Here is a 15325-nt window from a genome sequence, read left to right as displayed (position 1 = left end):
TTGATAGAGAAAAGGGTTCACATATTATTATAGGGTACGCACAGCTGCTTCCCTTATCGAACTCTAACCGCCGTTCCACTTACAGCTACCATTAACATACCTTCACGAACTACTTCATAATCAACATCGATACCAACAATTGCATTTGCGCCTTTTTGCTTTGCAAGATTTTTCATTTCGCCCATCGCAATATCACGTGCTTCTTTTAACTTACTTTCATACGCACCGGAACGGCCACCAACAACATCACGAACAGAAGCGAATAAATCACGAACAATATTAGCTCCCATAATTGCTTCTCCGTTTACGATATCAATATACTCTTCAATTTCTTTTCCTTGAATAGTAGAAGTTGTTGTAACGATCATAATATATGTCCTCCTATGTATATAAAGTGAAGTTTCAATCAGTTCCCACGAATAGCGGGATAAAATTTAAGATTCACACAAAAACCTAAGTAACCTTATTCTGCACAATGTTTTCCGTTAATATAATATGCTGATTCTGAGAAGACCGTAAATACAACCTCTACTTCAGGAAGATCAAAATCCATTATATATGTGGTAAGTGCCCCGGCAAATCGATCACGAATTTCCTGTCCACGTTCGAACCATTTAACCTCAATAAGAGGAAAAGCCTCTATTTCTTCTCCATTATATACAAATGTAGAATTTGGTAGTTCTAATGTAAAATTATCTGTACCACATTCGCAAATCTCTGCGAGCTCTTCTACTAATGGTTTACTTATACTCTTTAATTGTTCAGTAGTAATTCCACGAAATACAATATGCGGCAAGTGAATCCCTCCGTTAAATGGCTTTATTCTATATTTATCCACATCATAGCACAATTTATTTCGCTGCACCAGAATCGATCGCTCCCCCAATTGACCCTCTTTTCCGTCTTAACTCTTACAATTGCAGGGTTCCATTTGTTCCTTATTGCGTCGTACTTACTCTCCTCTTCTAACTTCAAAATAACTAAATTACATTGAAGTGGTGATTTCGTGCTTTTCTTTTGATTTTCTACAATCTTCGCCTTAAAATAATTTAAGGATTTATTACTTTCTTACACATACTTAAAGTAGGAGACTTCTTTCAAATTGTGTTAAAATCTTCTGAGATACTATTCAATATACATTAATAAAGGTGAGGGTACCCAGTGAACAAGAACGACAATGCATATTGCACTATGGTTATATTTGGAGCAACAGGAGATTTAGCGAAGAGAAAATTATTCCCTTCTATATATAGCCTATATAAAAAAGGGCAGCTCTCTAAAAATTTTGCTGTTGTTGGTGTGGCAAGACGTGAATGGAGTGATGATGTATTTCGTGAAAATGTACTTTCCTCTATTCAAGAGTCAAAAATTGAACCAGGCGATGATTTAGATGAATTTTTAACTCATTTCCGATACTTAGCGTTTGATGTTACGAATACTGCTTCATACCAAGATTTGAATGCATTACTTACTAACCTAGAAGAACAATTCAATATCCCAGGAAACAGAATGTTCTATATGGCAATGGCCCCTGAATTTTTCGGAACAATCGCTTCTTACTTGAAATCAGAAGGTGTGACAAACGCAAGCGGCTGGAATCGATTGATTATTGAAAAGCCTTTCGGGCATGACTTCCCATCCGCACAAAAATTAAATGAGGAACTTCGTCACGCATTTGCGGAAGATGAAATTTATCGTATTGACCATTATCTAGGAAAAGAAATGGTTCAAAATATTGGTGTCATTCGTTTTGCAAACGCAATATTTGAATCATTATGGAATAATAGATACATCTCTAATATTCAAATTACATCCAGTGAATCTTTAGGTGTAGAGGATCGCGGAGGATACTATGATCATTCCGGTGCCTTAAGAGACATGGTACAAAACCATATATTACAAATGGTTGCTTTATTGGCAATGGAACCGCCAATTCGTTTAACAACAGAAGAAATCCGAAGCGAAAAAATTAAAGCATTACGTGCACTTCGACCAATAACAGTAGAAGAAGTGGATGAATATTTTGTACGAAGTCAGTATGGTCCAGGAGCAATCAACGGAAAAGAAGTTCCTGGGTACAGAAGCGAAAATAAAGTGGATCCAAACTCAAGAACGGAAACATTTGTGGCGGGTAAATTATTAATAGACAATTTCCGCTGGGCTGGTGTACCGATCTACATTCGTACAGGTAAACGCATGCAAGAAAAATCAACAAAAATCGTTATTCAGTTTAAAGAATTGCCAATGAATTTATATTCTAAATCAGAAAACACCGTTCATCCGAACTTACTTATTATTCATATTCAGCCGGATGAGGGAATTTCTCTTGTTTTAAACGGTAAGAAAATCGGTACTTCTGAAAAGACGACACCATTTAAACTTGATTACTGCAATGACTGCGTAGACGGAGTAAATACACCAGAAGCTTACGAGAAGCTGCTATATGATGCAATTCAAGGCGATGCAACAAACTTTACTCACTGGGATGAAGTAGCGTTATCATGGAAATTTGTTGATGTTATTTCTAAAGCATGGAAACAAGATGTATCAAACGATTTACTTACTTACGAATCAGGGTCAATGGGGCCTCAAGCTTCTGATGATCTACTTGCGGAAAATGGCTTCCATTGGTGGCCTATTTCAGATGATAGTGACTACTCAATCTAATCATAGCAAAGGCGAAAGGGGAATTTTTATGAAAAAAGTATATGACATTACAGTACCTATTTACGAAGGAATGCCGGTATATAAAAATAAGCCGGAAAAACAGCCTCAACTTTCCAAAGTTACAAACGGTCATGTAACAGAATCCACATTAAAAATGGATGCTCATACAGGAACGCATATTGATGCGCCTTTGCACATGATAAATGACGGAGATACATTTGAAACGCTTGATATTGAGAAATTAGTAGGTGAAGCAAAGGTTTTTGACCTGACAAATGTTGAGGGCGGCATTACTGCTGAAGACCTGAAAGATTTCGATATTCAAAAAGGCGACTTTGTCTTATTTAAAACAAAGAACTCCTTTGATGAGGGATTTAACTTTGAGTTTATTTATTTAGCTGAAAGCGGCGCGAAGCTGCTTGCTGAAAAAGGCATTCGCGGTGTCGGTATTGATGCGTTAGGTGTTGAACGTGCACAAGAAGGGCATCCAACCCATAAAACACTATTTGCGCACGATATTATTGTAATCGAAGGATTAACATTTAAAGAAGTAGAAGCAGGAACATACTTTATGGTCGCAGCTCCATTAAAACTAATGGGTACAGATGCAGCACCAGCACGTGTGTTATTATTTCAATAAAATGAAACCGCCCGCAAATAGCGGGATAAAAAAGGTGGACCAAGATTGAAATCTTGGTCCACCTTTTATTTTATCCCGCATTAACGGGCAGTAATACTCCCACCTCAAAATTTGGTGAAAGCAAAGAAGTTAGGCGGGAGATAAACTGCCCGTAAAAGCCCGATTGGTTCAACTAATAATCAGTGGGGGATGAAGCCCCCCACTGATTAAAGTTTCACTTTATATCCATTTTGTATGGAATGTACCTTCTTTATCCACGCGTTTATACGTATGTGCTCCAAAATAATCGCGCTGTGCTTGTAACAAGTTTGCAGGCAGTGTTGCAGTACGATAGCTGTCATAGTAAGAAATTGCTGCTGAAAACGCAGGTACCGCTATACCTTGTTGTACAGCCAATGAAATGATTTTGCGTAATCCGCCTTGATATGATTCCACAATTTCTTTAAAGTATGGATCAAGTAAAAGGTTCGGTAAGTCAGTGTTATTCTCATAAGCCTCTTTAATGTTTTGTAAGAAGGCTGCACGAATAATACATCCGCCTCTCCAAAGCATAGAAATGCTGCCGAAATCAAGGTTCCAGTCATATTCCTCAGAAGCTGCCTTTAATTGCGTAAACCCTTGCGCATAAGAACAAATTTTACTCATATACAAAGCTTGGCGCACTGCTTCGATTAATTCTGCTTTTTCAATTCCAAGTGCTGGTTTGTCTTTAGGGCCAGATAATACTTTGCTTGCGTTCACACGCTCTTCTTTTAAAGCAGAAATACAACGTGCGAATACAGATTCCGTGATAATAGGAAGGGAGATACCTAAATCAAGCGCGCTTTGGCTTGTCCACTTCCCTGTACCCTTTTGTCCCGCAGTATCAAGAATAACATCCACTAATGGCTTTCCAGTTTCTTCATCTTTCTTCGTGAAAATATCTGCTGTAATTTCGATCAAGTAGCTGTTAAGCTCACCCTTATTCCATTCAGCAAATATTTCGTGAAACTCTTCTGCAGTCAAATCAAGTGTTTGTTTCAAGAAGAAATACGCTTCACAAATTAATTGCATATCTCCATACTCGATACCATTGTGAACCATCTTTACATAATGACCTGCACCATTAGGCCCGATATAAGAACAGCAAGGCTCGCCATTTACTTTCGCAGAGATATTTTCAAGCATATCTTTCACTTTTTCATATGCATCTTTCTGTCCACCCGGCATAATGGACGGCCCTTTCAATGCGCCCTCTTCTCCGCCTGACACACCTGCACCAATGAAATTGATTCCTTCTTCGGCAAGACGTTTGTTTCGGCGAATTGTATCACCAAAGTATGTATTGCCGCCGTCAATTAAAATATCACCTTTATCAAGGTGAGGAAGTAGCGAATCAATCGCCTTATCTGTAATTTCCCCTGCATTAACCATTAATAAAATCTTTCTAGGTGATTCAAGTGAGTTAACAAACTCTTCAACCATATGAGTACCAACTAAGTTTTTACCACTGTTCTCCTCAATGATTTCATTTACTTTTTCCTTTGAAATATCATATAGGGCAACAGAATACCCTTTACTCTCAAAGTTAAGTGCAAGGCTTTTTCCCATAACGCCCACACCAACAACTCCAATTTGTTGCTTTGGCATATTTCATCGTTCCTTTCTATGTATGTTACTTTGTCTATACTATAGTATATAAACCTAAAGTAAAACTTTAATCAAGTAATCCACATTGTTAATTTTAACATGGAGTTCAGCAGAGATGTGTGCAAAACCAAATCATAGGGACATAGCAGCGATTTTTTCTTTTTGGAGTATCACTATCAAGCTAAAGAAATAAATAAAAAACCTAGCTATCCAATATTAAGAACAACTCAATGAATAACCAGGTTTTTTATGATATTTACCTTACTCCAATTAATGAGATACCGTCACATCACCATCAAATTAAAAAATAAAATTTATATACCGGCCCAAACATCCTTTGCATATCTTCCTTCAGATTGCAAATGATCAAGCCAGTCTTTTGCTTTCTGCTCATCAACACCATGATAAATTTGATAGCTTTCACATAAAGTCCTCTCTACATCCGGAGCCATTCGACTTCCATCTCCACATACATAAAGTTGACCACCCTCATCAAGTAAACGAATTAAATTGTTTGCATCCTGCTTCATAAGATGCTGGACATATGTTTTAGGTTGTCCCTCTAAACGAGAGAATGCTGTGTGAAGCATGACTAATCCATCCTCCCCAGCACGTTCTAGCTCTTCACGGTACAGATAATCCTGTTCAGGATGACGACAGCCAAAGTACAAATGTGCCTCTCCCAACTTCTGTCCTTCTTGCTTTTGAACACGACGTGCTTGCAAAAATCCTAAGAATGGAGCAACTCCTGTTCCAGGTCCAACCATAATAATTGGTTTCTCAGGATTTTCCGGCAAGTGAAACCCTGATTGTGGATTACGAATAAAACATGCGATAGCATCTCCTACTTGTCGCTCGGCCAAGTAGTTTGAAGCAACGCCCAAGTATTCACCACGCCCGCTCCATGATGGCCCTCTTACGACACCGACTGTGATACTCGCACGATTCGAAACAATTTGCGGTGAACTAGAAATTGAATAGTATCGAACTTTTAGCGGTGGAAGAAGTTCTACAAACCTTTCAAATGGCAATTCACAAGCCGGATATTTCTCAAGTAAATCAAGCATAGTTGTACGTTTTTGAAGAATATTTATTTTGTATGCCTCTTCCTCTAAAAGAGCTTCTAACTCTCGTTTATGAGGCGGACAAACAGTATATGCCGCTAATTCACGAAGTTGCATCCGTGTCACCGGCTCTTGTAATTCAACATAATTTGCAAGCAGTTCATAAACACATACAGACTGCTCTAAAGGAAGATGCGCAATACTGTGATCATTTCCGCTTAGAAGAAGAACATCTTTCCCATTTAATCCATATCGTTGTAAAACACGTTCTACAAGATCTTTTCTATTCTGTGGTAAGACTCCTAGATGATCACCCTCTCTGTATTGAACACCTTCAGGCAAGGTAATTTCAATATGGCGCGTACTGTGTACACTTTTCTCTGTCTGAAGCTCACGATTTTCTATAACATACGCCGAAAGTGCATCATACGTTTTCGCTAGAGGCGTACTTGTCAATTCGCTAACAAATTGTAATTTAAGTTTATTTTCCGAACGTTTTTCATTTTTATTAACTTCTAAATTCAAAGCTCTTGCTACATCTTCCCATAGCTGATTTTGCCACTCGTCAAATTGGAACTCAAAGTCTTCACTCACGTCACCCTCGCCACGTATAGTCAGACGAGTCGCACCCTTTAAGGCCAATTGTTCGTCAATAAATCTTGGAATACGTTGATATGTACTAGCCCAATTACGGTCGCCGCAGCCAAAAACAGCATACTGCACTCCTTTTAGCGTTTCATCCTCTAACTCGCTTATCCAATGGACAAATTCCTTTGCGTTGTCAGGCGGGTTACCATTATATGAAGAAGTGATAATACATACGACTCCATCTCTAGGGAGCTTTTCAGTATACTCATCAAGCGGCGCCACTTCACTCAGAAAGCCTTGAAAGCGAGCAGTGTCAGCAAGTTTTCGTGCGAGTCCTTCCGCTGTTCCAAGGTTTGATCCGTAAAGTACTAGTAGCGGTGTATGATGCGAATCAACAACAGTTTTAAAGTTATGTTTTACTTCCTGCTCTGTTGGCACTGTAACCTTTGAATCAGAAACAGCAAAGGTTACTTTTTTAGTTCGCGGTTTGACGCACATAGTAAATCCATCTGGTTTCAAAGTTAATGTTTCCTTAACTTTTAATTGATAGTCTGTATGGTTGATAATTTCAAAATATTGCAGAATCATACCTAATACTAAAGTAGCTTCCTGAAGTGCAAATTGTTGTCCAATACAAGCTCTTTGTCCATTCCCAAATGGCTTATATGCATGCGGAGCGATTTGTTCAATATTCTCAAATCTCTCAGGTCGGAAATCTTCAACATCATCCCCCCATACACTCGTATCACGGTGAAGCTTTGGTATGAGAACTGTAACCTCTCTTCCCTTTTCTATATGGTACTTTCCACCAAGAAGTGTATCTTCTTTCGCACAAAGTGAAATAGCTGGCGCTGTTGGCCATAAACGTAATGTCTCATTGAGAATCATACGAATGTATTTCAGTTTTTGAACCTGACCATATGCAGGAATCGGCTCCGTTAAAACTCGATCTACTTCTTCATATGCCTTCTTAAGCTTATCCGGATTTTTCAAAAGGAAATATAGTGCAAATGACAATAGACCACTAGTCGTCTCATGTCCGGCTATTAAAAAAGTAATGATCTGAAAACGAATATTTTCATCGTCCAACATTTCACCTGTTTGCGGATCTTTCCCATTCAGCATATGAGCTAGCAAGTCATCTCCATCTCGATTATCACTTTCTTTACGCTCTGCAATAATATTATCTACCAAATCAAACATAGATTGAATATCTTGTTTAAACTGACGTTTCTTCATAACCATTAATTTATCTTGTATACCTAAGCGTTGAGATTGGTTCATCGCCTCTTCAAGCGAACGAACCATACTAGTAATAAAAGGGTGTGGAGTATTACGATAAAAGCTATTAAAACGGTAATTGAATCCACATAACCCAATGGTATCTAGCGTAAGGCGTGTCATGTCTTCTGGTACATCAATACTTTCATTTGGGTTGAGACGCTCCCACTTTTGAACTAACTGCATAGCAAGGTCAACCATCATAGAGTGATATCCCTTCATAGCTTGTTGACTAAAGCTAGGAAGCAGAATATTATGTGCCTTATGCCAGTTTGGTTCGTTTGTCCAGCTCGTAAATAACCCGTCACCAGTAAATGCACGAACATTTTGTAAAGCGGTTCCAACGCTCTTTTCAAAGCGAGATTCATCACATACTTCTGCTGCTAATTCATGGTTAGAAACAATGGTGCGAGTCCTTCCAGGCAATTCAAGTTGAAAAATTGGTCCATACTCATACGAAAGCTTTAAAATTGATTGTAAAGGTTCCTCTCCCTTTAACAATGGTAAATTGCCAAGTGGCCCGAAAGTTTTAGGCTGCGGAATATTGCTAGTCCCTTTCATGTAAAAAATCCTTTCCTTAGTAAAGTGAAACTTTCATCAGTGGAAATTTTTTTATCTCTATTGATGAAAGCCCGAAAAATTTATACGTTCTATCGCGGACATTTCAATCACAAACAAAACAAATTAACGGAATATTCCAAAAACATTGCGTGTATTTATATTTAAAAACTAGAAAAATCACATTCATATTTCATTATTTAAATGAAGCATATCCGTGGTCAGCCATTACTACACTTCCATTAATGGCATCTGCTTCTTCTAATGAAAGAAGGTAGATTACATCAGCAAGTGCTTCTGGATTCGTTAACTCATTACCCATTACTTTCGTTTTCATAGATTCGATCATACTATCGCTATATCCACGAAGAATAGGTGTATCGACAACGCCTGGTGCTACTGCTACTACACGAATTCCATATTCAGCTAATTCAAGCGCCGCAGATTTTGTCATCATAATAACAGCACCTTTTGTTGCGTGATATGCAAATGTACCTGGAGAAGCTAAGAAGCCATAAACAGAAGCCGTATTTATAATTACACCTTTTATATTTAACTCTTTCATCTTCTTACCGGCCGCTATGATTCCATAGGCAACACCATGTTGATTAACTCCTATTACTTTTTCATAGCGATCCATATTTTGATTCAGCACTGGACCTGCCCCGCCAATTCCAGCATTGTTAAACATAATATCAATTCGGCCATACGTTTCTACTGCGATATTAACTAAATTTTCTACTTGCTCGTACTGCGAAACATCTGTCTTAACAAAAATAGCTGTTCCACCTTCAGCTTCAATGAGTTCTACAGTTTCTTTTCCACCAGCTTCATCAACATCAGCGACTACCACTTGATCTCCTTTTCTTGCAAATTTGATACATGTTTGTCGACCAATTCCACTTCCTCCACCTGTAATTACAGCAACTCTTCTTGTCATCATAACTACTCCCCCTATTCGCTATCAGATTTCTTGCAATAATTGTAACACTTCTATACATTAAATATTATTAAAACATACTTATCATTGCTTAAGTAAGACTTAATAAAAGAGGTCGTGTTTATATGAACATTGAACAATTAGAATACATAGTTGAGGTTACAAATGCAGGTTCTTTAACCATTGCAGCACAAAATATGCATGTCACATTATCTGCTATCAGTCAATCTATCTCAGCATTGGAAGCAGAATTAGGAGTATTATTGTTTACACGTTCTCGATTAGGTACAATCCCTACTGCTGAAGGAAAAATTATTATTAAAAAAGCTGCTGAAGCATTAGGGAAACTCCAGGAGTTAAAAGATGAGGCTAACGGGTTCGCGAATACCGTACGTGGTGAACTAAGAATTGCAACAATTCCTGGTCCTATGTCTTTATTGGTTCATACAGTAACAAATTTTAAAAAGGATTATCCAAATGTAAAAATAGAGATATTTGAAAAAGGTTCACAAGAAATACTAGATGATATTCGTCAACATAAAATTGACATGGGGCTAATTATTCTATTTGAAGATATTGTTCATAAAAGTAGTGGATTATTGTTTGAACCATTATTAAAAGGAAAAATGGTGATTGGGGTCAATCGTAATTCACCTTTAGCATTTAACAAATCAATTACTCCAGAAGAACTGTTAGCTCATTCTTTAGTTTTATACAAAGATGATTACGTCGAATGGTTTATGAACCAGTTTACAGCTGCATATGGCCCTGCCGATATTCTTTTTACCACTAACAATACAGATGCGATCCAAAGAGCGATTCAAGACGGATTAGCTATCACTATTGGTCCTGATTATTCTTTTACTAGTGAATCTACTTTATTAAAAAAAGACATTGTAATGATTGAACTTGAAGTTCCTAAACAGCAAGATGTCTATTTTGCATGGGCACGTTCAGAAGGAAAACATTATTCTCAAATTTGCAAGAACTTCATTACTAGATTAAAACATGAAATTTAACGTAAAATTAGACGGGATTGATGAAGAAATTAATATATTATTTATCTAACAATAATTTTTGATACCATACCTCTATATTAGTTCTGGTACGAAAATCTATTAGATAAAAAAAAAGGACAGACCTTTCAAAATGAAAAGTCTGTCCAAAATCACATCACACAACTTCCGTATCCCACTGATGCTCTTGTTCTACAAAAACAATTCCCAGTTCGTGATGCTCTCCTTCATAAATCGCATGTTGTACAAGACGAAGTTCACCATTCGTATCAATAACTTCCATTTTACAAAAAGCGCCTGTTGTTTTTGATTGCAGGGCATTGTAAAACTCGTCCACATTGGTCGGACTGATTCCATTCACTTTCACAATCGTTTCCCCTGGTTTCAAGTCCATCGTTGTTCCAGCTGTCCCTGGAATTGTGTCTAATACAACTAAGCCATGATCACGGGAGGAAAAATATGCAGGGCGCTTTTCATCCTCTAAACGTTCTTGCACAGTAATCGTTAAACGGCCAAGCATTGCTGCTCCCATAGCTACAATTGCTAGTGTATGCCACCAGTAACTTGCTATTCCTAATAGAAGAACAATTGCAGCTAATCCAAACACACGACGACCTGTAAATAACAATGCTCCTTTTGGTTCAAAACTTTTAATTGTTCTCGTAAACCCAATTAAAAATGGAATTAAGAATAAAGAAAACTTTTGCGATCCGACAGATACAACCGGCCACCAAGACGCAAACTGCGTTATGGCGTCACCTGGTACAAGAACAAATATCGGTACTAACCATAATCTTTTTGATTCATGCAGTCCAATATTTAAACCACGTTTTCCTTTTCGTAATTTCGGCGTCGAATAGTTCGCTGCGTTATTAGAAATAAGAAAACCTTCCACAACTAACGTAAGTCCAAGTAAAATCGCTAACGACACGACACTGCTCTCTTCTCCCTCACGAAGCTGTAAGAAAGAGACTGGAAGTTTTGAAGATAATAACGTCGCTGCAATCGCAATTCCGAATGTGTATGCAGGAGATAAGTATCTATATTGAGCAATAAGAGCAAATAATACCGTCCAAATTGCTATCATAAATACACTTGCTTGTGAGATAACAAGCCCCATTCCAACTGTAATCAATGATAGAATGAGTCCAAAACCAATTCCTGCGAATGCAGATGTACGTAATTCATACAAAATATCATACACTTTAAAGGAAAAATCTTTCCGTTCTCGTAGTACTCGTAAATATCCAACAAAAAAGCTACTTATAAAGAAAACATACAAAGCAGGATGTGCAAAGAAACGCACAATTGCCTTCACAATTTCTGACGACCAAACCTCCACGAAACGATTCACCACCATTTATAATATAATATATTTCATTTCTGCCACACTTAATGGGCAGTAAGATTTCCTGCCTACAAGAACTTAATTGCCATTATGTAGGATATGGAAGTTTTATTTTATCTTATCACAATTAATCAAACGTTTGTTTAACACATAAAAAAAATATACAGGCTATGTAAGCCTGTATATTTTTTATCTTTCACCAGTGAAATAAAGTGAAACTTCCATTTGGAGAAAAAACATCTCCAAACGGTTAGTTGAACCTTATTTCGCCATTAATTTTAAAGCTGTTTGTAGCTGCAGATCGTTTTCACCAGAACGAATTTTTTCGACGATTTTGTTTTGGATTGCTTCTGCTGTCTTTTTATCAAGCTGACCCGTTGCATTCATATCGTTTGCATTTTGGAATGCTTTCACAGCTGCTTCTGTTTCTTTACTAAAATAGCCATCTTCACGCCCCGGCTCATATCCAAGACTCTTCAACATCTCTTGTGCATGCTTCACTTGCTCATCGTTATCATTGTAAGACAATGTTTTTTCAATTTGAATTGGCGTTGCGTAGTAGTAATCAGGCTGCTTCACTTCGACCGTCGGTTCAATTCCTTTTTTATGAATCCAATTGCCGTCCGGTGTTAACCATTTAAACATCGTCAGTTTAATGTTACTACCATCCGTAAACGGTACAGCTTGCTGAACGGTACCTTTACCAAACGTTTTCTCACCAATAAGAGGATAACCTTCTCCTTCATGTAAAGCTCCTGCTAAAATTTCAGAAGCAGATGCGCTGCCTTTATCGACTAATACAGAAATCGGATATGGTTTCTTCTCTTTTAATGATGTATAGAACTTTTGCTTTTCACCATTACGTTGTTCTATTTGAACCATTGGCTTTTGGTCTGTCATCAGCACTTTTAAAATATCTTCAACACTCGTTAAATAACCACCTGGATTTCCACGCACATCAATAACAAGTCCTTGTATATTTTTCTTTTCAAGATCTTTCAATTGATCTTTAAACTCTGTTGCTGTTTTTTCAGAGAATGATGTGATTTGCATATACCCAATATTTTTCCCATTCTCTTGCTTCACAGAGCTAAATACAGTCAAAATCGGAATTTTATCACGCTTAATTTTAAATGTTAACGGATCATTAACTCCAGAACGTTTTACCTCAAGCGTAACCGTTGTTCCTTTCTTTCCTCGAATTTTCATAACTGCTTCTTCGCGGGATAAGTCTTTCACACTGTTTCCATCAACTGTTAAAATTTGATCGTTCGGTTTAAGACCAGCCTTTTCTGCTGGAGAATCTTTAATCGGCGAAACAATCATTAACTTATCATCCGTTTTATTTACTTCAGCACCAATTCCTTCTAACTCTGGATCAAGCGATTGCTCAAATTGCGTTGCTGTTTTCTTATCCATGTATGTAGAGTATGGATCTTTCAGCGTTGCAAGCATCCCTTGAATAGCTCCTTCAACAAGCTTGTCGTCGTTCACATCCTCAACATAACGTGAATCAATTAGTGCATACGCTTCGCGAATTTTATCCAAATCCGCTTGTTTTACATTGGCATTTTTCCCTGTAATGGATTGTACTGTGTAAGAGCCATTTTCAAGCCAATGCATACCTGCGAACATTCCGCCAGCGCCAATTAAAAACGCAACAATCATTCCAATAATCGCAACTCTACGTTTCAATGCGGAATTCCCCTTTCCGAACACACAATGGTGTATGAAAAGGCATCACACACTGTGCGATGCCTTTATCTATTTCTACTATATGATAAGCTTGTACGAAATATGTTTGCAACTTTTTACACTTATATTTTTAAGAAACGACGGATAGACATGACGCTTCCCCACATACCGATTAATCCACCGATTAGCATTAATAACGCAGATAGCTCGAAAACGAATGGGCTATATGAAAGCAATTCAAAAATTGTTCCGCTAAATTTCTCATTAAACATAGCTTGAAGCGAATTATACGAAGTTAAGATTACAACAATTGGAATGATCGATCCTAGTATCCCTAGGAATAACCCTTCTAATAAGAACGGCCAACGAATAAACCAGTTTGTCGCTCCAACAAGTTTCATAATTTCGATTTCTGTGCTTCGTGCATAAATTGTAATTTTAATTGTATTAGAGATTAAGAACATTGCTGTAAATAAAAGACCAGCAATTAATACAATACCAATATTACGACCAGCTTTTACTGTATCGAATAGTTTTTCTACTTCACCTTGTCCGTATTGTACTTGATTTACAAATTGCATTTTCTCAATTTTCTTTGCAACACTTGCTGTATCAGTTGGTTCTTTTGCTTTTACAACATATACGTCTTTTAATGGGTTATCTTGCTCAAATAGCTCAAAGGATTTCCCGCTATCTCCTAAACTTTTAATCAATCTTTTTAGCTCTTCATCTTTAGAAGAATATTTAATAGAATCGACTTGCGAAATCTTTGAAATATCTTCTTTTAATTTCTGTTGATCTTCTTTCTTAGCCGCTGGATCAATGTGTACACGAATCTCTACATCTTGCTCTACGTTCGTTGCAAAATGGTTCATATTCATAATCGCTGTTAAAAAGACACCTACAAGCAGTAATGTAACTGTTACTGCACTTACAGAAGCAAATGTCATCCATCCGTTACGGGATAAATTTTTGACACCTTCTCGTAAATGTCGACTAAGGGTTTTAGTCTTCATATCCGTATCCTCCCTCAATCTCGTCTCGAGCAATCTTTCCATCTTCTATCGCAATTACACGGTGACGAATTGTATTTACAATATCCGCATTATGCGTTGCCATAATAATTGTTGTATTACGCTCATTAATGCGTTTGAAAATATTCATAATATCCATCGCTGTATCCATATCAAGGTTACCTGTTGGTTCATCGGCAATTACAACTTTCGGACGATTCACAATCGCTCTTGCAATTGCAACACGTTGTTGTTCCCCACCAGAAAGTTCACTTGGCAATGCATCAGCACGATCGTCAAGACCTACAAGATTTAACACTTCCATAACACGCTCACGAATCACGTCTGGCTCTTCTTCAATTACTTCTAAGGCAAATGCAACATTTTCAAATACAGTTAACCTCGGAAGCAACTTGAAATCTTGGAAAATCACACCTAGCTGGCGACGGAAATACGGTACATCGCGCTCTGCTAAAGATTCAATTACTAAACCATTTACATTAATAGAACCTGTAGTCGGTTTCTCTTCACGATACATCATCTTAATAAATGTAGACTTCCCGGCTCCACTCGGTCCTACTACATATACAAATTCACCTTGCTTAATTTTAACTGTGAGTCCATTAGCAGCTTTCATGCCGTTTGGATACTCCTTATAAACATTCGTCATTGTTATCATTATTTATCACCCAATATTAATGATTTTTTTTCGACACTTTATACTCTTCGTTGTTTAGCCATAGCGATCGCAATATTCAATCTTTCGCTGCGTCTCTAAACAATCGCTATTTCAGCTTCTCATGTATGTACAACTTTTTCTTCAAAATTCTACAAAAGATACTACGCCCTACATTGTACCATTATTCGGTTTCCAATTCGGATACAA

At 37.5% G+C, this 15325-nt stretch carries 12 protein-coding genes; 3 read left to right on the top strand and 9 right to left on the bottom strand.

The features are described from left to right. Nucleotides 1-53: 53 nt before the first annotated feature. Together ACTDJC_RS06525 and ACTDJC_RS06520 are read right to left on the bottom strand one after the other, a co-directional pair. The gene (locus tag ACTDJC_RS06525) at nt 54-368 is read right to left on the bottom strand and encodes a heavy metal-binding domain-containing protein (RefSeq protein WP_098308370.1); all 315 of its coding nucleotides are present in this window, start codon (nt 366-368) and stop codon (nt 54-56) included. Nucleotides 369-463: 95 nt separating this feature from the next. Then, nucleotides 464-796, bottom strand: coding sequence for a DUF1904 family protein (locus ACTDJC_RS06520; protein WP_429718762.1), 333 nt, complete (start codon nt 794-796; stop codon nt 464-466). 395 nt (nt 797-1191) lie between these two features. Here ACTDJC_RS06520 and zwf point away from each other — a divergent pair, with 395 nt between their 5' ends. Both zwf and ACTDJC_RS06510 read left to right on the top strand, forming a co-directional pair. Further along, nucleotides 1192-2667 (top strand): glucose-6-phosphate dehydrogenase, encoded by a 1476-nt coding sequence (gene zwf, locus ACTDJC_RS06515; RefSeq protein WP_440603056.1) that lies wholly within the window; start codon nt 1192-1194, stop codon nt 2665-2667. A 28-nt stretch (nt 2668-2695) separates the two neighbouring features. Next, nucleotides 2696-3307 (top strand): cyclase family protein, encoded by a 612-nt coding sequence (locus ACTDJC_RS06510; protein WP_253630866.1) that lies wholly within the window; start codon nt 2696-2698, stop codon nt 3305-3307. A 219-nt stretch (nt 3308-3526) separates the two neighbouring features. Here the strand turns inward: ACTDJC_RS06510 and gndA are convergent, their stop codons facing one another. The 3 genes from gndA to ACTDJC_RS06495 form a co-directional block, all read right to left on the bottom strand. Then, on the bottom strand, nt 3527-4936 hold the full coding sequence (gene gndA / locus ACTDJC_RS06505) for an NADP-dependent phosphogluconate dehydrogenase (RefSeq protein WP_098308366.1): 1410 nt from the start codon (nt 4934-4936) through the stop codon (nt 3527-3529). A 314-nt stretch (nt 4937-5250) separates the two neighbouring features. Further along, nucleotides 5251-8430: a bifunctional cytochrome P450/NADPH--P450 reductase gene (locus ACTDJC_RS06500; protein WP_440602937.1), complete on the bottom strand. Its 3180-nt coding sequence runs from the start codon at nt 8428-8430 to the stop codon at nt 5251-5253. Between the two features lie 193 nt (nt 8431-8623). Then, entirely contained in the window at nt 8624-9370 is a 747-nt protein-coding gene (locus ACTDJC_RS06495; RefSeq protein ID WP_440602936.1) for an SDR family NAD(P)-dependent oxidoreductase, read from the bottom strand. A 122-nt stretch (nt 9371-9492) separates the two neighbouring features. Between ACTDJC_RS06495 and ACTDJC_RS06490 the strand changes: the two genes are divergently transcribed. Further along, a complete protein-coding gene (locus tag ACTDJC_RS06490) occupies nt 9493-10386 on the top strand; it encodes a LysR family transcriptional regulator (RefSeq protein WP_440602935.1) in 894 nt (297 codons plus the stop codon). A gap of 154 nt (nt 10387-10540) precedes the next feature. On the opposite strand, the gene ACTDJC_RS06485 is transcribed toward ACTDJC_RS06490, so the two are convergent. From ACTDJC_RS06485 to ftsE, 4 genes are all read right to left on the bottom strand, one after another. Continuing rightward, entirely contained in the window at nt 10541-11743 is a 1203-nt protein-coding gene (locus ACTDJC_RS06485; protein WP_440602934.1) for a PDZ domain-containing protein, read from the bottom strand. 249 nt (nt 11744-11992) lie between these two features. Further along, entirely contained in the window at nt 11993-13426 is a 1434-nt protein-coding gene (locus tag ACTDJC_RS06480) for a S41 family peptidase (protein ID WP_440602933.1), read from the bottom strand. Between the two features lie 122 nt (nt 13427-13548). Beyond that, entirely contained in the window at nt 13549-14442 is an 894-nt protein-coding gene (gene ftsX / locus ACTDJC_RS06475) for a permease-like cell division protein FtsX (protein ID WP_253630873.1), read from the bottom strand. Then, nucleotides 14432-15118: a cell division ATP-binding protein FtsE gene (ftsE, locus tag ACTDJC_RS06470; protein WP_440602932.1), complete on the bottom strand. Its 687-nt coding sequence runs from the start codon at nt 15116-15118 to the stop codon at nt 14432-14434. Before ftsE ends, ftsX begins: the two co-directional genes overlap by 11 nt. Nucleotides 15119-15325: the final 207 nt, after the last annotated feature.

Origin of the sequence: Bacillus sp. GB_SG_008, from assembly GCF_052038115.1 — a bacterium.
Classification (GTDB): domain Bacteria; phylum Bacillota; class Bacilli; order Bacillales; family Bacillaceae_G; genus Bacillus_A; species Bacillus_A rhizoplanae.
The sequence above is the reverse complement of the archived record's forward strand: the minus strand, read 5'-3'. Positions and strand labels throughout refer to the sequence as shown.